The sequence below is a fragment of the Psychrosphaera saromensis genome (assembly GCF_002954545.1).
GTDB lineage: Bacteria > Pseudomonadota > Gammaproteobacteria > Enterobacterales > Alteromonadaceae > Psychrosphaera > Psychrosphaera saromensis.
Genome location: NZ_MSCH01000003.1, coordinates 821716 through 842641, shown reverse-complemented (window position 1 = coordinate 842641; position 20926 = coordinate 821716). Strand labels below are relative to the sequence as shown.

At 40.5% G+C, this 20926-nt stretch carries 16 protein-coding genes, 2 tRNA genes and 3 rRNA genes; 7 read left to right on the top strand and 14 right to left on the bottom strand.

Going from position 1 to position 20926, the window contains the following annotated elements:
* Window positions 1-63: 63 nt before the first annotated feature.
* Both BTO11_RS03785 and hemB read left to right on the top strand, forming a co-directional pair.
* Window positions 64-1830 carry a sensor domain-containing diguanylate cyclase gene (locus BTO11_RS03785; RefSeq protein WP_105051336.1) on the top strand — a complete coding sequence of 589 codons (1767 nt, stop codon included), beginning with the start codon at window positions 64-66 and terminating at the stop codon, window positions 1828-1830.
* 4 nt (window positions 1831-1834) lie between these two features.
* The gene (gene hemB / locus BTO11_RS03780) at window positions 1835-2851 is read left to right on the top strand and encodes a porphobilinogen synthase (RefSeq protein WP_105051335.1); all 1017 of its coding nucleotides are present in this window, start codon (window positions 1835-1837) and stop codon (window positions 2849-2851) included.
* Window positions 2852-2956: 105 nt separating this feature from the next.
* Here hemB and gppA read toward each other — a convergent pair whose 3' ends face one another.
* On the bottom strand, window positions 2957-4441 hold the full coding sequence (gppA, locus tag BTO11_RS03775; RefSeq protein ID WP_105051334.1) for a guanosine-5'-triphosphate,3'-diphosphate diphosphatase: 1485 nt from the start codon (window positions 4439-4441) through the stop codon (window positions 2957-2959).
* A 19-nt stretch (window positions 4442-4460) separates the two neighbouring features.
* A complete protein-coding gene (gene rhlB, locus BTO11_RS03770; protein ID WP_105051333.1) occupies window positions 4461-5687 on the bottom strand; it encodes an ATP-dependent RNA helicase RhlB in 1227 nt (408 codons plus the stop codon).
* Between the two features lie 87 nt (window positions 5688-5774).
* Here rhlB and trxA point away from each other — a divergent pair, with 87 nt between their 5' ends.
* Window positions 5775-6098 carry a thioredoxin TrxA gene (gene trxA / locus BTO11_RS03765; RefSeq protein ID WP_105051332.1) on the top strand — a complete coding sequence of 108 codons (324 nt, stop codon included), beginning with the start codon at window positions 5775-5777 and terminating at the stop codon, window positions 6096-6098.
* Here the strand turns inward: trxA and BTO11_RS03760 are convergent.
* The 6 genes from BTO11_RS03760 to BTO11_RS03735 form a co-directional block, all read right to left on the bottom strand.
* Window positions 6095-6514: an HIT domain-containing protein gene (locus BTO11_RS03760; RefSeq protein WP_105051331.1), complete on the bottom strand. Its 420-nt coding sequence runs from the start codon at window positions 6512-6514 to the stop codon at window positions 6095-6097. The genes trxA and BTO11_RS03760 overlap by 4 nt on opposite strands.
* Window positions 6515-6773: 259 nt before the next feature.
* A 5S ribosomal RNA gene (rrf, locus tag BTO11_RS03755) occupies window positions 6774-6888 on the bottom strand.
* A gap of 108 nt (window positions 6889-6996) precedes the next feature.
* Window positions 6997-9885: ribosomal RNA gene (locus tag BTO11_RS03750) — 23S ribosomal RNA — on the bottom strand.
* Between the two features lie 281 nt (window positions 9886-10166).
* Window positions 10167-10242, bottom strand: a tRNA-Ala gene (locus tag BTO11_RS03745).
* 122 nt (window positions 10243-10364) lie between these two features.
* A tRNA-Ile gene (locus BTO11_RS03740) sits at window positions 10365-10441 on the bottom strand.
* Between the two features lie 111 nt (window positions 10442-10552).
* Window positions 10553-12086, bottom strand: a 16S ribosomal RNA gene (locus BTO11_RS03735).
* Together the 16S, 23S and 5S rRNA genes with 2 tRNA genes alongside form the textbook arrangement of a ribosomal RNA operon.
* A 527-nt stretch (window positions 12087-12613) precedes the next feature.
* Between BTO11_RS03735 and BTO11_RS03730 the strand changes: the two genes are divergently transcribed.
* Entirely contained in the window at window positions 12614-13135 is a 522-nt protein-coding gene (locus BTO11_RS03730) for a gamma carbonic anhydrase family protein (protein ID WP_373295203.1), read from the top strand.
* Window positions 13136-13202: 67 nt separating this feature from the next.
* Here the strand turns inward: BTO11_RS03730 and aroE are convergent, their stop codons facing one another.
* The 6 genes from aroE to dprA all read right to left on the bottom strand — a co-directional run bounded on the left by aroE (window position 13203) and on the right by dprA (window position 17937).
* Entirely contained in the window at window positions 13203-14015 is an 813-nt protein-coding gene (aroE, locus tag BTO11_RS03725; protein ID WP_105051329.1) for a shikimate dehydrogenase, read from the bottom strand.
* Between the two features lie 140 nt (window positions 14016-14155).
* Window positions 14156-15052, bottom strand: coding sequence for an oxygen-dependent coproporphyrinogen oxidase (gene hemF, locus BTO11_RS03720; protein WP_105053653.1), 897 nt, complete (start codon window positions 15050-15052; stop codon window positions 14156-14158).
* Window positions 15053-15065: 13 nt separating this feature from the next.
* A complete protein-coding gene (gene tsaC / locus BTO11_RS03715) occupies window positions 15066-15629 on the bottom strand; it encodes an L-threonylcarbamoyladenylate synthase type 1 TsaC (RefSeq protein WP_105051328.1) in 564 nt (187 codons plus the stop codon).
* The gene (locus BTO11_RS03710) at window positions 15619-16179 is read right to left on the bottom strand and encodes a DNA topoisomerase family protein (protein WP_105051327.1); all 561 of its coding nucleotides are present in this window, start codon (window positions 16177-16179) and stop codon (window positions 15619-15621) included. Before BTO11_RS03710 ends, tsaC begins: the two co-directional genes overlap by 11 nt.
* Before the next feature lie 130 nt (window positions 16180-16309).
* The gene (locus tag BTO11_RS03705; protein ID WP_105051326.1) at window positions 16310-16783 is read right to left on the bottom strand and encodes a DUF494 family protein; all 474 of its coding nucleotides are present in this window, start codon (window positions 16781-16783) and stop codon (window positions 16310-16312) included.
* Between the two features lie 50 nt (window positions 16784-16833).
* On the bottom strand, window positions 16834-17937 hold the full coding sequence (dprA, locus tag BTO11_RS03700) for a DNA-processing protein DprA (RefSeq protein WP_105051325.1): 1104 nt from the start codon (window positions 17935-17937) through the stop codon (window positions 16834-16836).
* Between the two features lie 200 nt (window positions 17938-18137).
* Between dprA and def the strand changes: the two genes are divergently transcribed.
* Genes def through rsmB form a run of 3 tightly spaced genes read left to right on the top strand, consistent with a single transcriptional unit; the run spans window position 18138 to window position 20926 of the window.
* On the top strand, window positions 18138-18653 hold the full coding sequence (def, locus tag BTO11_RS03695) for a peptide deformylase (RefSeq protein ID WP_105051324.1): 516 nt from the start codon (window positions 18138-18140) through the stop codon (window positions 18651-18653).
* Window positions 18654-18658: 5 nt separating this feature from the next.
* Window positions 18659-19618, top strand: coding sequence for a methionyl-tRNA formyltransferase (gene fmt, locus BTO11_RS03690; RefSeq protein WP_105051323.1), 960 nt, complete (start codon window positions 18659-18661; stop codon window positions 19616-19618).
* A gap of 6 nt (window positions 19619-19624) precedes the next feature.
* Window positions 19625-20926 (top strand): 16S rRNA (cytosine(967)-C(5))-methyltransferase RsmB, encoded by a 1302-nt coding sequence (gene rsmB, locus BTO11_RS03685; RefSeq protein ID WP_105051322.1) that lies wholly within the window; start codon window positions 19625-19627, stop codon window positions 20924-20926.

The following is a 20926-nucleotide window of genomic DNA, read 5'->3' as shown; positions in this document are numbered from 1 at the left end:
ACTGAATAAACTGCTGATATTGTTTCACCCTTAATTTCAGCATAAGCAAAAAAGGTTTCATTCTTGTTTAATAAATTGGTTATTTTCTTCTTCATCGTCATTCAACTGCTTTTGCAAGTTGATGCAGCTACCTATGACATAACCAATTCTAAGGGAAAGACTGATCTAACACCTTACATAGAATATAACATTGGCGGTCACGATCCGCTTGAGTCGCCACCAATTGAAGGCTGGTCTGAATTCAATCAAGCACAAATTAAATTAGGTTTTGATCATAGAGTTCAGTGGTTTCGTTTTGAACTAAGCAATACATCGACTCAAGTTGAAACAAAATACTTAGAATTAGACGCTCCGCTATTAGACAATATAGTGCTTTATCTATTAATTGATGGGCAAGTGAGAAGTGTCCAACATTTAGGTGACAATCAGGCATTTTCCCTACGACCTGTATTGCATGACTCATTTATTATTCCTATTGTTTGGGGCATTGATGAAACATTAGAAGTTTATATTGCCACACAAACCTCAGGCAGTACCCAACTGCCAATTAATTTATGGCAAAAAGAATACTTCCAAGAAAAACAAAGTTACCAACAGTTATTAACTGGTAGTTATATGGGGCTTATCTTCGCAGCGATATTAGTGTGTTTAATTGCTTACATTGCTAGACGTCAAAAAGCATCTCTATTAAATGCTGGATTTATGTTTTCACTGTTAATGATTATTTTGACTTTGAATGGTTTTGCTTTCCACTATATATGGCCAAACTATCCAGTATTACAGCAACATGCTTTTTATATTTTTGCTTGTATCGCCATCATATTTTCTGCGCTATTAGCCAGAGATACACTTAAACACTTTTATCAAGACCACAAGTTAATGGCTTGGTTCAAGTCGATAGCTTTTTTTGCTCTACTGTTAACACCTGCAACTCTATACCTGAGTTACCAAACTGCCTTGTATTTGGTTATTGCGATTTCCATCATTATTTGCGCTTGTCACTTATATGCAGGCGCTATGACATGGAAACATGGATTGCATGAGCATCAGGAATTTAATTATGGCTTAGGCATTTTATTAATCTCGCTTGTGTTAATTACAGTAAACAACTTCTCTGCATTAGAATTGCCAATCTCTAATTTATACTTATTACAATTCTCATTATTAGCACACGTGATGTTTTTGATTATATCTGCCGTTCGCTCATCAACACTCGGTGGTAATGGACTAACGACTGAACAAGATATTTTAGCCAGTGACCAAATGATGGAACTGCAATTTGCCTTACGTGAATTGGAAGAGACTAATCAGCAATTGGAAAAACTAAACACCTTAGATGCCCTTTCTGGTATTTATAATCGTCGCTACTTTGATAAACGCTTGCTAGCTGAGTTACGAAGAGGAAGACGAGAGCTAGCTACTTTGTCACTGATCATATTCGATATAGATCACTTCAAAAAAGTGAATGATACTTATGGCCATACCACTGGTGATGAAGTTATCCGCAGTATTTCATTAACGGCTTCACAACAGTTAAACCGAACCACTGATGAAATATTTAGATACGGTGGTGAAGAGTTTGCTGTGTTATTACCAAATACTGACTTAGCCGGTGCCAAAATATTAGCTGAGAAAATTCGCTCAGCAATTGAAAACTTAAAAATAACACTCAATGAGCAAACCTTATCTTGTAAAATAAGTTTAGGTGTCGCATCGCATAATTCAAAAGAACCTATTGAGCCAAGTTCATTTATTGAAATGGCGGATAGCGCTTTATATAAAGCCAAGCAAACTGGCCGTAACCAAGTACAAACATATCAAAAGGGGTAATTAAGTGACAGAAACAAGCTTAAGTGGTTTTCCTTATACTCGTATGCGCAGAATGCGTAAGAACGATTTCTCAAGACGATTAATGCGTGAAAATGTCTTAACCACCAATGATCTTATATACCCGATGTTTATATTAGAAGGGACAAATAGAAGAGAAACCATTAGCTCTATGCCCGGCATAGAAAGAATGTCTATCGACTTGTTAGTAAAAGAAGCCAAAGAGCTTGTTGAATTGGGCATCCCAGCTATCGCAATATTCCCAGTCACAGGGCAAGAGCTAAAAACAGAGCTAGCCGAAGAAGCCTACAACCCTCAAGGTCTAGCACAAAAAGCAGTGCGAGCAGTTAAAGCCGCTTTTCCACAATTAGGTGTCATCACTGATGTTGCACTTGACCCATTTACCGTTCATGGTCAAGATGGAATAATAGACGAAAACGGATATGTACTTAACGACATAACAACTGAGATATTGGTTAAGCAGGCTTTATCGCATGCTGAAGCTGGTGCTGATGTTGTTGCACCGTCTGACATGATGGATGGTCGCATAGGTGCAATAAGAGCCGGGTTAGAATCACAAGGTTACATTAACACATCAATCTTAGCCTATTCAGCTAAATACGCTTCTAGCTATTATGGGCCTTTTAGAGATGCAGTAGGTTCTGCTGGTAATTTAAAAGGCGCTGATAAAAAGACCTATCAAATGGATCCAGCTAATGCAGATGAAGCATTAAGAGAAGTCGCGTTGGACTTAGAAGAAGGTGCTGATATGGTTATGGTTAAACCAGGAATGCCTTATTTAGATATCGTCAGCAGTGTAAAACAAACGTTTAAAGTACCTACTTATGCTTATCAAGTAAGTGGTGAGTACGCTATGCACATGGCTGCAATTGAAAATGGTTGGTTAGCTGAAGACGCGATTATAATTGAATCTTTGATCGCATTTAAACGTGCTGGTGCTGATGGTATCTTGACTTACTTTGCAAAAAAAGCCGCTGTTTTGTTACAACAGAATCAAGTTTAAGCATATTAAGTTAACGCTTTAGAATAAGTTAATAAACTTAGCTAACAAAAAAAGGTGCAATAATTTGCACCTTTTTTTATTCATCACAGCCTGTCCAGAATAACTCTACTCTATTACTAACTGCCAACCTTGTGCAGCTTGATAGCTAGCTTCTTGTCCGAGTTCCGCTTCCGTCAATGGGTTTTTACCTATCCAATTTTCTGGCAATCTCAATTTTAACGTTTCGTTTTCAACCGTCACTATTACTTTCGGCATAGCTTCATCTTTACGTCTTAACGACAATATAACTGCCAAGCGTAATAATCTAGATAAACGACAAGCCAATAATACTGATGTAGAACTTTGTTTTGATAATGAACTTTGGTCTATGTCTTCTTTATGATTTCGAACTAACGCGGTTAATAAGTTTTTTTGTGCCTCGGTAAAACCAGGTAAGTTGGTATTTGCTAACAAGTAACTAGCGTGAATTTGCTGATCTTTGTAAGCAACTTGTAAACCTACTTCATGAACAAGCGCTGCAGAGCGTAAGATTTCCAATGCGCCAAATTGTTCCATGTCCCATTTATCACTAACTTGATTTGCTAAATTCATAGCAAGCTCAGCGACACGGTTAGCGTGTTCTTCATCAACATGGTAACGAGTCATCACACTGTTTAAAGTACGTTCACGGACATTCTGCTTGGTTAAATGCGGTAACATTGAATACAACAAGCCTTCACGTAATGCTCCGCCAGCCAATGTCATACCTACTAAATTTAGTTGTCTAAATATGGCAATTAAAATTGCTAGGCCACTTGGGAAAACTTGCTGTCTTTCTTGTACTAAACCTGGAATATTCAAGCGCTTTATAGAGCCATATGTAATGGCTTGCTGCATTATTGAAATGAGTCTAGGAAGTGTAATTCGTTCATCGTGACCTTGGTGTATAAGAATTTCTTGAATTGCTTGAACCGTCCCGGATGCGCCAACTTCTTCTTGCCAGTCAAAGTCTTTGTACAAGTCTCTAACCTGGCCAATTTCAAGCTCTGCTGCGCCAATTGCGTCAGTAAAATTCTGCTCTGACAGCTCGCCATTAGGGAAGTATTTATCTAAGAAAGTAACACAGCCTACATTTAGGCTATTAGAGATTTGTGGAATATCGCCTTCACCAGCTACCAGTTCAGTACTGGCGCCACCGATATCAATAACAAGGCGTTTTTGTTTACTACTAGAAGTATAAGCAACACCTTTGTATATAGTGTTGGCTTCTTCATCACCGGAAATAACACGAATTTTGTGACCGAGAATGTGTTCAGCTTTTTTTAGAAACACATCAACGTTTTTTGCTAATCTGAGAGTTGCTGTGCCAGCAATTCTCAGATTTTGCGAGGGAATATCTTGCAGACGTTCAGCGAATAAGTTTAAACACTCCCATCCTCTTAGCATCGCTTCGTTAGACAAATTCATATCTTTGTCTAACCCTGCGGCTAATCGAACTTTACGTTTAACCCGTCCTATTACCTGAACACTGCCAGCAACCACCTGAACTATCATCATGTGGAAGCTGTTTGAGCCTAAGTCAATAACGGCATAACTACTATTGTTTTCCATTAAAGAACTTCCCGCTCAATTAGTTACGACGTCTTTGGCCGTGATGATTATTACGACGCTTTTGATATTTAGGGCGTGGAACATCATCTAATAACGCATCTGCATCGTATTGGCTAACAGGAATGTTATGGCCAATATATTCTTCAATTGCAGGCAAGTTATATACATAAGATTCACAAGCAAAGCTAATGGCATTACCGCTAGCTCCAGCACGTCCAGTTCTACCTATACGATGTACGTAATCTTCACGATCATCTGGTAAATCAAAGTTATAAACATGAGATACTTCTGGAATATGTAATCCACGAGCAGCTACGTCAGTCGCTACTAAAAAGTCGATATCACCTTTGGCAAACGCTTCTAAAATACTTAAGCGTTTACGTTGGTTAACATCACCAGTTAATAAGCCAACTCTGTGTTTATCTGATTTTAACCAGTTATATACTTTTTCACACGAATGTTTTGTATTGGTAAATACAATTGCTTTTTCCGGCCAATCTTCTTCAATCAAAGATAACAACAGTTCAATTTTTTGATTGGACTGTGGGTAAAACAACTCTTCTTGTATACGAATACCCGTCATTTGTTCTGGTTCAGACTGCAAATGAGTAGGTTCATTCATGTGTGAATATGCCAATTCTTTTACCTTGAAACTCATCGTAGCTGAGAAAACAAGATTTAAGCGTGACGTTCTGTCAGGCATATTATTAAACAAGTAACGAATGTCATTGATAAAGCCTAAATCGAACATACGATCCGCTTCATCAAGTACAACAGCTTCAATCGAATCTAGATTGAATACACCTTGTTTATGGTAATCAATAACACGACCTGTAGTACCAATTAGAACATCTACACCTTTTTCTAGTACTTGGCGTTGAGATTCATAACCTTCGCCACCATAAATCAATCCAAGAGACAATCCTGTTTGCTCAGCAAACACGATAGCGTCTTTGTGAATTTGAATAGCGAGTTCACGGGTCGGTGCTAATATTATTGCTCTCGGTTGCCCTTTAGCATCCGGATTAGCTAATAATCTGTTAAATGTAGCAGTTAAAAAGGCGATGGTTTTGCCTGTACCTGTTTGAGCCTGTCCTGCGATGTCTGCGCCTTTTTCGATAAGAGGCATACACATAGCTTGAATAGGGGTACAATGCGAATAACCCGCAGAGGATAATGCTTTTAATACATTTTCATGTATCGAAAAGTCTGAAAATTTAGTTTCTGTCAAATGTGTCTTAGTCATAGCGGATAAGAATAACCTTAACCCTTGCAATATGAAACATTTTATTCAAAATAGCGTTATAAATTTAATAAATAGTTGGAGTTTTAAATGAGTGATAAAATTATTGCAGTAACTGATGATAGTTTTGAGTCGGTTATCAACGGTGACAAGCCAGTTTTAGTCGATTTTTGGGCTGAATGGTGTGGACCTTGTAAAATGATCGCACCAATTCTTAATGAAGTTGCTGAAGAAATGGCTGACAATGTAACCATTGCTAAGTTAAATATAGATCAAAACCCTAATACGCCACCAAAATTTGGTGTACGTGGCATACCAACACTATTGTTATTTAAAAATGGTGCTGTTGCCGCTACAAAAGTTGGCGCATTAAGTAAAACTCAGTTAACTGAGTTTTTAACAGAAAATATTTAGTCTGAATTTAATAGTTCAGCTAAATTTCTAATGAAAGAGTCGATAAATTCGGCTCTTTTTTGATCGCCCCAAGGAACAGATGTTCCAATTCCCCAAATAGGCCCAGGCCAAGTTAAATCTTGCTCAAAACGAGCCACAACATGCCAATGCAACTGTGAAACAACGTTACCTAAGTTAGCTACATTTACCTTCTTACAATTCGTTGTAAGTGCTAGAGCTTTAGATACTAAGGAACTTTCTTTAATTAACAGTTCTTGGTCTTCTTCTGTTAACTCATAAACCTCTGTTAAATCATTCCTACTCGGCAATAAGACCAGCCATGGATAACGACTATCGTTTTGTAAACGGATTTGGCACAAAGGTAAGTCTTTAATGAAAATAGAATCTTTTTCTATACGAGGGTCTAATTTAAACATGAGTTCTATTCACTATTTTAGTGTTGAGGAATGAATGTAGCAAAATTTAGTGCTTAGGGCTATTTGAGTCAATATTTTAAATTTCGACAAGTCACCCTGAATTATTTAGCATTTTAACTGCATAAATTGAACAGAATTTAATCAGTAAGTCATCGATTAAGCTATCGTTTCAGTGTATATGTGTCATTTTTACGCAATATTATAGGCGCAGATGCAAAAAACCCGTCAATCTTACGATCAACGGGTTTCTCTAATAGGAGTCTGGCGGTGAGCTACTCTCGCATGGCGACTGCCACACTACCATCGCCGCAACTGCGTTTCACTTCTGAGTTCGAAATGGATTCAGGTGGGACCACAGCGCTATTGCCACCAGACAAAAGCGTTATTGCGTATTTAACAATGGAAAGCTTCTTAACCGAATAATCAGTTAAGTAAAAAATAAAGTTTATTTGTATCAACGTTCAAGAACACTTAAGCGTTGTATGGTTAAGCCTCACGGGCAATTAGTATAAGTTAGCTTAATGCCTCACAGCACTTCCACACCTTACCTATCAACGTTGTAGTCTTCAACAACCCTTTAGGACAGTTAAACTGTCAGGGATGACTCATCTCGAGGCTCGCTTCCCGCTTAGATGCTTTCAGCGGTTATCGATTCCGAACGTAGCTACCGGGCAATGCCATTGGCATGACAACCCGAACACCAGCGGTTCGTCCACTCCGGTCCTCTCGTACTAGGAGCAGCCCCTCTCAATCATCCAACGCCCACGGCAGATAGGGACCGAACTGTCTCACGACGTTCTAAACCCAGCTCGCGTACCACTTTAAATGGCGAACAGCCATACCCTTGGGACCGACTTCAGCCCCAGGATGTGATGAGCCGACATCGAGGTGCCAAACACCGCCGTCGATATGAACTCTTGGGCGGTATCAGCCTGTTATCCCCGGAGTACCTTTTATCCGTTGAGCGATGGCCCTTCCATACAGAGCCACCGGATCACTATGACCTACTTTCGTACCTGCTCGACATGTCCGTCTCGCAGTTAAGCTTGCTTCTACCATTACACTAACCGTACGATGTCCGACCGTACTTAGCAAACCTTCGTGCTCCTCCGTTACTCTTTGGGAGGAGACCGCCCCAGTCAAACTACCCACCAGACACTGTCCACAATCCCGATAAGGGACCAATGTTAGAACATCAAATATACAAGGGTGGTATTTCAAGATTGGCTCCACAACAACTAGCGTCATTGCTTCAAAGCCTCCCACCTATCCTACACATGTAGATTCAATGTTCAGTGTCAAGCTGTAGTAAAGGTTCACGGGGTCTTTCCGTCTAGCCGCGGGTACACAGCATCTTCACTGCGATTTCAATTTCACTGAGTCTCGGGTGGAGACAGCGTGGCCATCATTACACCATTCGTGCAGGTCGGAACTTACCCGACAAGGAATTTCGCTACCTTAGGACCGTTATAGTTACGGCCGCCGTTTACCGGGGCTTCGATCATGAGCTTCTCCGAAGATAACCCAATCAATTAACCTTCCGGCACCGGGCAGGTGTCACACCGTATACGTCATCTTTCGATTTAGCACAGTGCTGTGTTTTTAATAAACAGTTGCAGCCACCAGGTCACTGCGACCAGCTTCAGCTTAGGGAGCAAGTCCCATCACCAATGCTGGCGTACCTTCTCCCGAAGTTACGGTACCATTTTGCCTAGTTCCTTCACCCGAGTTCTCTCAAGCGCCTTAGTATTCTCTACCTGACCACCTGTGTCGGTTTAGGGTACGGTTCTTAATCATCTGAAGCTTAGAGGCTTTTCCTGGAAGTATGGCATCAATGACTTCATCACCTTAGTGACTCGTCTCGTATCTCAGTGTTGAATGAAAGTCCGGATTTACCTAAACTAACCACCTACATACTTTCACACGGACAACCAACGCCGTGCTCACCTAGCCTTCTCCGTCCCCCCATCGCAATGATTAAAAGTACAGAAATATTAATCTGTTTCCCATCGACTACGCATCTCTGCCTCGCCTTAGGGGCCGACTTACCCTACCCTGATTAGCATGGGATAGGAACCCTTGGTCTTTCGGCGTGGGGGTTTTTCACCCCCATTATCGTTACTCATGTCAACATTCGCACTTCTGATATGTCCAGCAAACCTCTCGATTCACCTTCAGCCACTTACAGAACGCTCCCCTACCACCTTTACAATAAAGTAAAGATCCGCAGCTTCGGTGTTATGTTTAGCCCCGTTACATCTTCCGCGCAGGCCGACTCGACTAGTGAGCTATTACGCTTTCTTTAAAGGGTGGCTGCTTCTAAGCCAACCTCCTAGCTGTCTAAGCCTTCCCACATCGTTTCCCACTTAACATAAACTTTGGGACCTTAGCTGGCGGTCTGGGTTGTTTCCCTCTCCACGACGAACGTTAGCACCCGCCGTGTGTCTCCCGGATATTACTTTACGGTATTCGGAGTTTGCATGGGGTTGGTAAGCCGGGATGGCCCCCTAGCCCAAACAGTGCTCTACCCCCGTAAGTATTCGTCCGAGGCTCTACCTAAATAGATTTCGGGGAGAACCAGCTATCTCCCGGTTTGATTAGCCTTTCACTCCTAGCCACAGGTCATCCCCTAACTTTTCAACGTTAGTGGGTTCGGTCCTCCAGTTGATGTTACTCAACCTTCAACCTGCCCATGGCTAGATCACCGGGTTTCGGGTCTATACCTTGCAACTCATTCGCCCAGTTAAGACTCGGTTTCCCTACGGCTCCCCTATTCGGTTAACCTTGCTACAAAATATAAGTCGTTGACCCATTATACAAAAGGTACGCAGTCACAGAACAAGTCTGCTCCTACTGCTTGTACGTATACGGTTTCAGGTTCTATTTCACTCCCCTCACAGGGGTTCTTTTCGCCTTTCCCTCACGGTACTGGTTCACTATCGGTCAATTGGGAGTATTTAGCCTTAGAGGATGGTCCCCCTATCTTCAGTCAAAGTTTCTCGTGCTCCGACCTACTTAATGTGTCCAATATGCTGCTTCGTGTACGGGGCTATCACCCTTTATTGCGGAACTTTCCAGAACCTTCCACTACATCATACTGAATCGGCTGTTTCCCTTTCGCTCGCCGCTACTCAGGAAATCTCGGTTGATTTCTTTTCCTCCGGGTACTTAGATGTTTCAGTTCTCCGGGTTTGCTTCGCATAGCTATGTATTCACTATGCGATACTGCACAAAATGCAGTGGGTTTCCCCATTCAGAAATTCTGGTCTATAACGGTTTTTATCACCTTAACCAGACTTATCGCAGATTAACACGTCTTTCATCGCCTCCAATTGCCAAGGCATCCACCGTATACGCTTATTCACTTAACCATACAACCTTAAATGCTCTCGCACTAAGTCGTAGGTTATGCCATTTTGATTGCGTTCGCTAAAAACACAATCGACATAAATAACGCTTGAGTTTTCTCTTACAGTGATACAAATTACTCATTCTAATTCCTAAGAACTAAAATAAGATTTATACCTTTATTTTTTATTCAGCTTTCCAATTTGTTAAAGAGCAATTGAGTTTTAAAAAACTCAAATAAATAGACACTAAAGTTAACCACTTAATGTGTATTTATTTGAGCTTATGTTCATTTAAGAAGAAGTGGTGGAGCTATGCGGGATCGAACCGCAGACCTCTTCCGTGCAAGGGAAGCGCTCTCCCAGCTGAGCTATAGCCCCATCTATTTGATGGTACATTACCTAAATAATTAGATAATGGTAATTTAGTGCTAGGCTAGGCATTTGATGAGGACGTGTGGTTTCCACACGACGAGTCAAATAACGAAGCATATCGCTAAATTTGGTAGGCCTGGGCAGACTTGAACTGCCGACCTCACCCTTATCAGGGGTGCGCTCTAACCAGCTGAGCTACAGGCCTATATAAAATGCCACAAGCGCTAACTTATGCCACCTACCTGTAACTTCTTCTTGCTCACAATTCGTAATTAATTATCTGTGTGGACACGAGTAAATCTCATAACTTTATGTATAAGGAGGTGATCCAGCCCCAGGTTCCCCTAGGGCTACCTTGTTACGACTTCACCCCAGTCATGAACCACAAAGTGGTAAGCGTCCTCCCGAAGGTTAAACTACCTACTTCTTTTGCAGCCCACTCCCATGGTGTGACGGGCGGTGTGTACAAGGCCCGGGAACGTATTCACCGTGGCATTCTGATCCACGATTACTAGCGATTCCGACTTCATGGAGTCGAGTTGCAGACTCCAATCCGGACTACGACAAGCTTTATGGGATCCGCTTACTCTCGCGAGTTTGCAACCCTTTGTACTTGCCATTGTAGCACGTGTGTAGCCCATCTCGTAAGGGCCATGATGACTTGACGTCGTCCCCACCTTCCTCCGGTTTGTCACCGGCAGTCTCCTTAGAGTTCTCAGCATAACCTGCTAGCAACTAAGGATAAGGGTTGCGCTCGTTGCGGGACTTAACCCAACATTTCACAACACGAGCTGACGACAGCCATGCAGCACCTGTCTCAGAGTTCCCGAAGGCACTAATCTATCTCTAGAAAATTCTCTGGATGTCAAGAGATGGTAAGGTTCTTCGCGTTGCATCGAATTAAACCACATGCTCCACCGCTTGTGCGGGCCCCCGTCAATTCATTTGAGTTTTAACCTTGCGGCCGTACTCCCCAGGCGGTCTACTTATCGCGTTAGCTTCGCAAAACAGCGCTTAAGCGCCAAGCTGCTAGTAGACATCGTTTACGGCGTGGACTACCAGGGTATCTAATCCTGTTTGCTACCCACGCTTTCGTACATGAGCGTCAGTGTCGACCCAGGTGGCTGCCTTCGCCATTGGTATTCCTTCAGATCTCTACGCATTTCACCGCTACACCTGAAATTCTACCACCCTCTGTCGCACTCTAGTCATCCAGTTTCAAATGCAGTTCCCAGGTTGAGCCCGGGGCTTTCACATCTGACTTAAATGACCGCCTGCGTACGCTTTACGCCCAGTAATTCCGATTAACGCTCGGACCCTCCGTATTACCGCGGCTGCTGGCACGGAGTTAGCCGGTCCTTCTTCTGCGAGTAACGTCACACCTAGTAGGTATTAACTACTAAGCTTTCCTCCTCGCTGAAAGTGCTTTACAACCCGAAGGCCTTCTTCACACACGCGGCATGGCTGCATCAGGCTTGCGCCCATTGTGCAATATTCCCCACTGCTGCCTCCCGTAGGAGTCTGGACCGTGTCTCAGTTCCAGTGTGGCTGATCATCCTCTCAGACCAGCTAGGGATCGTTGACTTGGTGCGCCATTACCACACCAACTATCTAATCCCACTTGGGCTTCTCTAAAGGCGAGAGCCGAAGCCCCCTTTAAGCCGTAGCTATTATGCGGTATTAGCAGTCGTTTCCAACTGTTGTCCCCCACCTAAAGGCAAATTCCCAAGCATTACTCACCCGTCCGCCACTCGTCAGCAACTAGCAAGCTAGTTCTGTTACCGTTCGACTTGCATGTGTTAGGCCTGCCGCCAGCGTTCAATCTGAGCCATGATCAAACTCTTCACTTTAAAGTGTTTCATTTAATCCTACTCAATAAATACTGTTCAAATAAATAAATTTGTTTGCACAGACACTTAAAAAATAGTAAATCTTTTTGTTACTATCATTCACAAGTGCCCACACAGATAATTAATTACAAGTTGTTAAAGAACATTTCGAACCCCGAAGGTTCTGGTTAAGACTGACTCTCATTTGAGTCGCTCAAGGCTTGTCTCAACCGGGATGCGCATTTTACACTTCCCGTTATCGTTGTCAACGATTATTTGAAATCTTTTTTATTTAGTTTTTGCAAACTTCCTAATCAATTTCAATCTCAAACTGCTTACTTAACTTTGTCTTTCTGCCGTTTGATGTCTCCCTGACAACATGGGGCGCATTATAGGGAGTTTCGGATTCAGCGCAAGCCTTTATTTCAAATTAATTACTGAGTGATTAATATTCCTGCAGTACGTGTATTTATTGACTTAATCGTTTAAAATTTAATGTATTATATAGGTAAATAAGAGGACATATTATGAATCTAAAAAATACAAAGATGTATAAAGGTATGGCACCAAAACTAGACAGTAGTGTTTTTGTAGAGGGCACTGCGGTACTTTATGGTGATATAACCCTAAAAAGTGACGTTAGTATTTGGCCAATGGTTGCTGCTAGAGGTGATGTTAATACTATTATTATAGGTGCAAGATCTAATGTTCAAGATGGCAGTGTCTTACATGTCACGCGAAAGTCACCTTCTAATCCAGAAGGTAACCCGCTATTAATAGGCGAAGATGTCACTATTGGTCATAAAGCGATGTTGCATGGTTGTACTATTGGTGATCGAGTATTAGTGGGTATGGGCGCTATTATTATGGATGGTGCTGTTGTTGGTAATGATTGTATTGTTGGAGCTGGTTCTTTAGTCCCTCCTCATAAGGCATTAGAAGATGGGTATTTATATGTTGGCAATCCAGCTAAACAGATAAGACCGTTAAAGACGTCTGAGTTGGAGTTTTTATCTGTATCTGCTGATAACTATGTACGCTTAAAGAATGAATACTTAGAACAGCTATAATAGAAAGGTAACTCTTAGAGCTAGTTATCTAGCTCTATTCATAATGCTTTCTTTATATAAGTGGTCCTTAACCGCCTTTTCTCAATAACGTTCTAATTTGAGATGTGTCTGGGCGAATGCCATGCCAAATTAGGAATGACTCTGCAGCTTGCTCTACCAACATACCTAGACCGTCGATAGCTTTTACATCTGGATGACTATTGTCTAATACAAATTTATTAAAACTAGTTTGGTACGGTTTATAGCTCATGTCATAACAAACCGATATTTTGTTAAAACAAGATACATCCATTTCCGGTACATCGTCTGTTATTGAACAAGATGTTGAGTTAATGACAACATCAAACACTCCGTCTATTTTCTCTAATCCGCTAGCCAATAACTTACTACTGTTTATTGCACTGACTATTTGCTCTGCTTTCTGTTTGGTCCTGTTAGCTATAACTATTTGTTTAGGATTTTGTTCTACCAGTGCCAAAATTGCACCTTTAGCTGCGCCACCGGCTCCCAATACCAAAATACGTTTGTCTTTTAAGTCCACATTATTGAACTTAAGATCTGTTACTAGGCCAACGCCATCTGTGGTATCGGCTTTAAAAGTATCCCCGTCTATATAAAGAGTATTAGCGGCTTCTGCTATTTTAGAATGGCTTGATACCTGTGAAGCATATAAATAGGCGTCATTTTTAAATGGTGTTGTTACGTTTAAACCGGTTCCACCATTAGCAAAAAAATTATCGACGGTTTGCTTAAATTTATCTGGGGCTGACTCTAAAAGCTCGTAACTCAATTCAATATTAAGCTGCTTGGCAAAGGTTTGATGTATTAAAGGTGATTTGGAGTGAGCAATTGGATTGCCGATAACTGCAAATTGTTTCATTTATCGATTTCACAGAAGTTGGAAGTAAGATGATAGTCTCGAAATCGTACTGAGATAACAAGTGTATAACGATAATATTAATGTATAAGTTAAACTCACCAATGAATTTGGTAGCTTAACTTATACATAGCTAGGGGTATTTATCTATTTAGCCAGTTTCTTGGTACTAAGTAGTCACTAAGTTTAGCTTCTGGGCTGTTCTCATCTGGGGAGTATTGATACTCCCAACGTACTAAAGGTGGTAATGACATTAAGATAGATTCAGTTCTACCGCCAGTTTGTAACCCAAATAAGGTGCCACGGTCGAACACTAAGTTAAATTCTACGTAACGGCCACGTCGGTACAATTGGAATTGGCGCTGCTGTTCAGTATATAAGTCTGCTTTTCTAGCATTCACAATTGGAGCATATGCTTTGCAGAAACCACGACCAACTTCTTGAGTGAATTCGAAACATTTCTCAAATCCCCATTCATTTAAGTCATCATAAAAAATACCACCAACACCACGAGTTTCATCTCTGTGTTTTAAATAGAAGTACTCGTCGCACCATTTTTTATATTTATCGTACAAGTCATCGCCAAAAGGCTGACATATATCTAACGCCGTTTGATGCCAATGTACTACATCGTCATCTTTTGGATAATAAGGAGTTAAATCAAAACCACCACCAAACCACCAAACAGGCTCTTCCCCTTCTTTTTCTGCAATAAAGAAACGAACATTGGCATGCGTTGTTGGGATATGAGGGTTATGTGGATGAATAACTAAAGACACGCCACAAGCATTAAAGCTGCGACCTTTTAATTCGGGTCTGTGTGCAGTTGCTGAAGCTGGCATATTGGCGCCATACACATGAGAATAATTAACACCGGCTTGCTCAAACAGTTTGCCATTTTTTAGCACTCTAGAACGGCCGCCACCGCCTTCTTCTCTTTTCCACTGATCTTGCTCAAAGGGATTACCGTCAAGCTCAGTTAATGTGGCACAAATATCTTCTTGAAGAGATTGAAAGAAATGTTTCACTTGCTCTAACATGGTATTTTCCAACTTAATTCCTTATTACTTTTCCAGTGAATGCATGTTTAATGGTTGAAGGGTTCGTGTTACCACCTAACAACTCGTCAACATAAACAGCAACTTGTTCTTTAAATAGTGTTTGTAATTGCGCTAAATTTTGGCACGTTGGCTGTCCAGTCAAATTGGCACTGGTAGAAACAATTGCACTGCCAAAGTCATTACATAATGCAACAACCGTTGGATGCTCAGTAACTCTAACAGCTACCAATTCACTGCCGCCTGATATCCAAGATGGCGTTAACTCTGAACATGGTAACAACCAAGTTACAGGGCCAGGCCAAGATTCGAAAACCTGCTGTTTAATATCAGCAGACAGTTTTGTTATATCGACATACTTTTCTACTTGTTCAAAGTTAGCGGCAATTAAAATAAGTCCTTTTTCTACTGGTCTTTGTTTAATTGTTAATAAATGCTCTACGGCTACTTCACTTTGCGGATCACAGCCCATTCCCCAAACGGCTTCCGTTGGGTACACGATAACTTGATTTTGTTTTAAAGCAGTGATTGCCGCTTGTCTGTTTAAATTATTCTTCATTCTGTTCAGCTGGAGATTCTACTTGAAGGTGGTGATTACAATTGGGGCATTGTAACTCTTGGTTATGTTCGGTCATTATGCTCCAGTCACATTCTTCACATGTGTGGAGTATCGGCTTATGGTTAACGAGATAGTCACATTTAGGATATCGATTACAGGCATAAAAGCTTTTGCCTTTTTTATTCGCTCTCATATGTAACTCACCTTTATTACATAACGGACAAGCGACAGGTTCATAATCGTCGTCATCGTCATCTTTAACGGTAAAGTTACAATCTGGATAGTTTAAGCAGCCGATAAACATACCAAACTTACCCGCTTTGACAGCTAAGTCTCCTTCACACTCTGGACAACAAACATCATCTAAGATTTTTACCGTTTGTACTTCAGAATGTTGCGATAAAGCACGAGTATAATCACAGGTTGGATAAGTAACACATGTCCAAAAAGCACCTGAGCTTCCAGTCTTAATCTGTAAGTCTGAATTACACTTAGGACACAGCTCTTTAGTTTTGGTGGCTTCAAACGGATTATCTTGGTCCGGGGTCATGTATTTATTAGCCTATAAAGTAATTTGTAGCCGATCTTATCCACTACAAATATATAAGCAATCAAAAGTTAGTTAAATATAAAGACAAAAACCCAAATAGCACCACGCTAATAAAGCAAAAACACAGCTATTAATGTAACGTGCCGTCCGGCTCGTCAAACACTAGGTTTTCCATTTGTTCAAAAGCCAACTCTTTTCCAGGTACATTAAACAGAACCATTAATACGACCCATTTAAGATCCTCTAATAAAATACCGTTTTCCTCTAACTCCATAACCCTATCAATAACCATTTCACGTGTGGCAACATCTAATAAATTAATTTGTTCAAGGAAGAGTAGAAATCCTTGGCTTTGTGTATCGAGCTTTATGCTCTCTTCTAATGTGTAAACTCGTGTGGATACTGAGGTTTGCCCAGCAATAAAAGGAATGATGTCGTTGCTTTGTAATTCCGCTAAGTCTTCTAACCACATTAACGCTTTGTATATATCGTCGTCATGAAAACCTGCTGTTTGTAATTCACTGGATAGCTCATCGTTGTCTATCCAGACTTCAGCACTGTCATTTACAATGTTTTCGAATAAATACAGAAGGATATCAAACATAATTACACCTCTGGCAAAGCCCTAAATTGATATAAAGAATTGTAATAAGCTTACGTACAGACTTTTAAATAGCCTCCGGGAACTGACATAATTAGCCCTTCGACTTCTAGACTCAACAATCTTTCAAGCACCTGTTCTAAAGGCATATTAGACTGCTGAACTATTACATCTACCGGCGTTGTGTCATGTCCTACACTAGCTAACAATTTATCCCCTGCCAAGCCCTTTTTCATAGAATAATGTACAGGTTGAGGCAGTCCAGAATACTCTTCCGTTATATCATCAACACAGGTAATTAATTTTGCGCCTTGTTTAATTAAATGATGACATCCCTCAGACAAGGCGTTGTATATACTTCCAGGTACGGCAAAAACATCTCTACCTTCCTCTACTGCGCTTTGGGCTGTAATTAACGACCCACTTTTTATAGCGGCTTCCACAACTACGGTGCCATTGGATAATCCGGCAATTATTCGATTACGTTTTGGGAAGTTAAATTGTATCGGTGGAACGTCTGGCAAAAATTCAGAAATTAACAATCCATTTTGTTCCACTATCTGCTCAGCCAAAGATAAATGACGTTTTGGATAAACGTTATTTAAGCCGGAGCCAAGAACGGCAATAGTAGAGCCATTAGCTGACAGTGCGGCTTTATGCGCAATTCCATCAATACCAATGGCTAAACCACTGGTGATCACTAAATTTAACCGTACTAATTCTGCCACAAGATTTTTAGTTACCTGACAACCATAAGCGGTGGGATTTCGACTGCCTACAAACGCCATCTGAACTTGATTTAACAGTTCAATATTACCTTGTGTAAACAGTAACACTGGCGGCCTGGATGTATTCAGCAATAATGTAGGGTAAAACTCATGGTTAAAAGGAATAACACTAACATTATGTTTATCCAACCATTCCATTAGCCTGTCTATATAGTGCCAGTCTGGATTACGTAATTTAGATATTTGCATTGGGGTTAGCTTAAAGACAGGTAACTCAGAATCTGGCAACTTAAATATTCCTAATAAATTAGGTAATAACAGCTCCAACCTTTTTAATGCCACTATCCCTAACTTGGGACACATAAATAAGACTAACCATAATTGTAACTCTGATTTAGACAGAAGTTTTGAGCTCTTAATTTCATCCATAAACACCTCAATTTCCCAATATTAGAAACATAGTTAACAATATTAAAAATTGCGAATATAAAATGAATGAATAATAACCATCAATCCCTATTAAAACTTGGCATATAAAGGTAAAATTAAGTTATCTGTGTTTATAGTAGTAATAAATAACTACTAGTTAAACGCCTTATACTTCCAATATTTTGAGTAAACGATTTATCATGACTGTTTTAAATGTACTGCAATTCCCAGATGAAAGACTACGCACTGTAGCTAAAGAGATCACAACTGTAACTACAGAGATTCAAACGCTTATTGAAGATATGTTTGAAACGATGAAAGAAGAAACAGGTGTCGGTCTTGCTGCATCTCAAGTAGATCAACACATCAGATTATTTGTGTTGGATGTTTCAGAAGATCAAAACGAACCGCTTGTTTTTATTAATCCTGTGATCACTCACAAAGACGGTTTAGTTATTAATGAAGAAGGTTGTTTATCCGTTCCTCATTGTTACGCAAAAGTAGAACGTGCTGAAACCGTAACGGTTACAGCGCTAGACAAAAACGGCGAAGCATTTACTAAAACAGCTGAAGGTCTAATGGCCGTTTGTATTCAACATGAACTAGACCATTTAGATGGCAAGCTATTTGTTGATTACTTATCACCATTAAAACGCGAACGTATTAAGAAAAAATTGGAAAAAGAAGCTAAAGCCCTAGCTAAACAGCAAGGATAAACTGAGTGACCACAAAAAAGTTAGATATTATTTTTGCTGGCACTCCAGAGTTTGCAGCTAAGCATTTAGAACACCTTATCGCTAATAACTACAATGTTATCGCTTGTTACACTCAACCCGATCGCCCAGCCGGTCGTGGTAAAAAATTACAGCCGAGTGCGGTAAAGCAAGTAGCTCTAGAACATAATATTCCTGTTTGCCAACCACAATCATTAAAAAATGAAGAAGCTTTAACTGAGCTATCTAGTTGGAATGCAGACTTAATGATAGTGGTCGCTTACGGATTATTACTTCCTCAAGCAGCTTTGGATGCACCTAAGCACGGCTGTATTAATGTTCATGGTTCTTTATTACCTAAATGGCGTGGTGCGGCACCAATTCAACGCTCAGTATTAACAGGTGATACAGAAACCGGCGTTACCATAATGCAAATGGATATAGGCCTTGATACTGGCGATATGCTCCTTGTGGAAAAGTGCGACATTACTAATAAAGACACCAGTGGTTCTATTTACGAAAAACTACAGATCATTGGTCCTAAAGCATTATTAAAAACCGTCGACCAAATAGCAGAAGCTAGTATTACGCCAATCAAGCAAGACAATGAATTAGCTACTTATGCGCATAAATTAACAAAACAAGAAGCATTAATAGATTGGACGTTATCGGCCATTGAAGTGGAACGTAAAATCAGAGGTTATCAACCTTGGCCTGTTGCTTACACAGAATTAAACGGCAACATTGTAAAAATTTGGCAAGCAGAAGTAGTGAGTGCATCGAGCAAACCTGCTGGTGAGATCATTAGTGCTGATAAATCTGGTATCACAGTGGCGACCGCTGACGGCGCAATTAAAATTACCCAACTACAACCGCAAGGTAAAAAACCAATGTCGGTAACTGACTTTATAAATGGTCGTTCTGATTGGGTAACTCCAGGTAATAACTTGTTAGTGGAAGCAAATTAGAATTCTATGAATAAAACAAAAAATGTAAGAGCGGAAGCGGCAAAGTGTTTGGTAGGCGTATTAGACAAAGGTTTGTCTTTATCTGACGTATTGCCAAAAGCACAAGCTAATGTCGCACCAAAAGATGCCGCTTTATTACAAGAGATATGCTTCGGCGTAATGCGCTACTTCCCAAAGTACGATGCGATAACTAACTTGTTATTAAGTAAAAAGTTAAAAGGTAAACAACGTATATTTCACCATTTGATCATCGTTGGCTTATATCAAATTGATAAAATGCGTATTCCTGAACATGCTGCAGTAGCAGAAACGGTTCAAGCAACCGTTGTCCTTAAAGCCCCAGGACTTAAAGGGTTAGTTAATGCCTGCTTACGTAATTTCACCCGAAACAAAGAAGCATTAGAAAATAAAACCGACAATCTAGTTACTCAATACAGTCACCCAGGTTGGTTTATTAAACGTATTCAAGCCGCCTACCCTGATAATTGGGCTGAAGTGTTAGAGCAAAACCTTGAACGTTCTCCTATGTGGTTACGTGTACATACTAATAATGTGTCGCTTGAAACTTTCATCTTAGAGTTAAATAAAACCAATATTGAATTTGAGCAACCACTAGAAAATAAAACCAGCATATTATTGAGCAAACCTAGTCCAGTCGAAGCTATTCCAGGTTTTGAACAAGGTTGGTTTACCGTACAAGATGGCGCAGCACAACATGCAGCCTTATTGTTAGAGCCTAAAGACGGTGACTTAATTTTAGATGCATGTGCCGCACCTGGTGGTAAAACATGTCACATATTAGATTTAGCGACTTGTGATGTTGTTGCTGCGGATATAGATGAAACTCGACTCGAGCGTGTCTCACAAAACTTAACTCGACTAAACGAGCACGCTGAAATTATATGTGGCGACTTATCAGACCCGAGTGTTATTGATGAAAGTATTCAGTTCGACCGAATTCTATTAGATGCACCTTGTTCTGCTACAGGTGTTATTCGTCGTCACCCAGATATCAAATGGCTGAGACGTAATGAAGACATTGAAGCTTTAGCGCAATTACAGCAAAAAATTCTAGAGACTTTATGGCAAAAACTAAAACCAGGGGGCATTATGTTATATGCAACTTGCTCTGTATTGCCAGAAGAGAACAAACAGCAAATAGCGCAGTTTTTACAAAAAACAGATAACGCTAAACTAATAAAAATTGATAATTCTGAAACTAATGAAGCCCCAGGTTGGCAAATTTTACCTGGTCAGCTTAATATGGATGGATTCTATTACTGCCGCTTAATGAAGACGTCAGATTAA

What these genes read in the sequence shown, in the direction of transcription:
- aroE (WP_105051329.1), bottom strand. Translation starts at nt 14,015, where the DNA reads ATGAAACAATTTGCAGTTATCGGCAATCCAATTGCTCACTCCAAATCA.
- BTO11_RS03730 (WP_373295203.1), top strand. Translation starts at nt 12,614, where the DNA reads ATGTATAAAGGTATGGCACCAAAACTAGACAGTAGTGTTTTTGTAGAG.
- rhlB (WP_105051333.1), bottom strand. Translation starts at nt 5,687, where the DNA reads ATGACTAAGACACATTTGACAGAAACTAAATTTTCAGACTTTTCGATA.
- BTO11_RS03760 (WP_105051331.1), bottom strand. Translation starts at nt 6,514, where the DNA reads ATGTTTAAATTAGACCCTCGTATAGAAAAAGATTCTATTTTCATTAAA.
- hemF (WP_105053653.1), bottom strand. Translation starts at nt 15,052, where the DNA reads ATGTTAGAGCAAGTGAAACATTTCTTTCAATCTCTTCAAGAAGATATT.
- tsaC (WP_105051328.1), bottom strand. Translation starts at nt 15,629, where the DNA reads ATGAAGAATAATTTAAACAGACAAGCGGCAATCACTGCTTTAAAACAA.
- rsmB (WP_105051322.1), top strand. Translation starts at nt 19,625, where the DNA reads ATGAATAAAACAAAAAATGTAAGAGCGGAAGCGGCAAAGTGTTTGGTA.
- BTO11_RS03705 (WP_105051326.1), bottom strand. Translation starts at nt 16,783, where the DNA reads ATGTTTGATATCCTTCTGTATTTATTCGAAAACATTGTAAATGACAGT.
- BTO11_RS03710 (WP_105051327.1), bottom strand. Translation starts at nt 16,179, where the DNA reads ATGACCCCGGACCAAGATAATCCGTTTGAAGCCACCAAAACTAAAGAG.
- def (WP_105051324.1), top strand. Translation starts at nt 18,138, where the DNA reads ATGACTGTTTTAAATGTACTGCAATTCCCAGATGAAAGACTACGCACT.
- dprA (WP_105051325.1), bottom strand. Translation starts at nt 17,937, where the DNA reads ATGGATGAAATTAAGAGCTCAAAACTTCTGTCTAAATCAGAGTTACAA.
- gppA (WP_105051334.1), bottom strand. Translation starts at nt 4,441, where the DNA reads ATGGAAAACAATAGTAGTTATGCCGTTATTGACTTAGGCTCAAACAGC.
- trxA (WP_105051332.1), top strand. Translation starts at nt 5,775, where the DNA reads ATGAGTGATAAAATTATTGCAGTAACTGATGATAGTTTTGAGTCGGTT.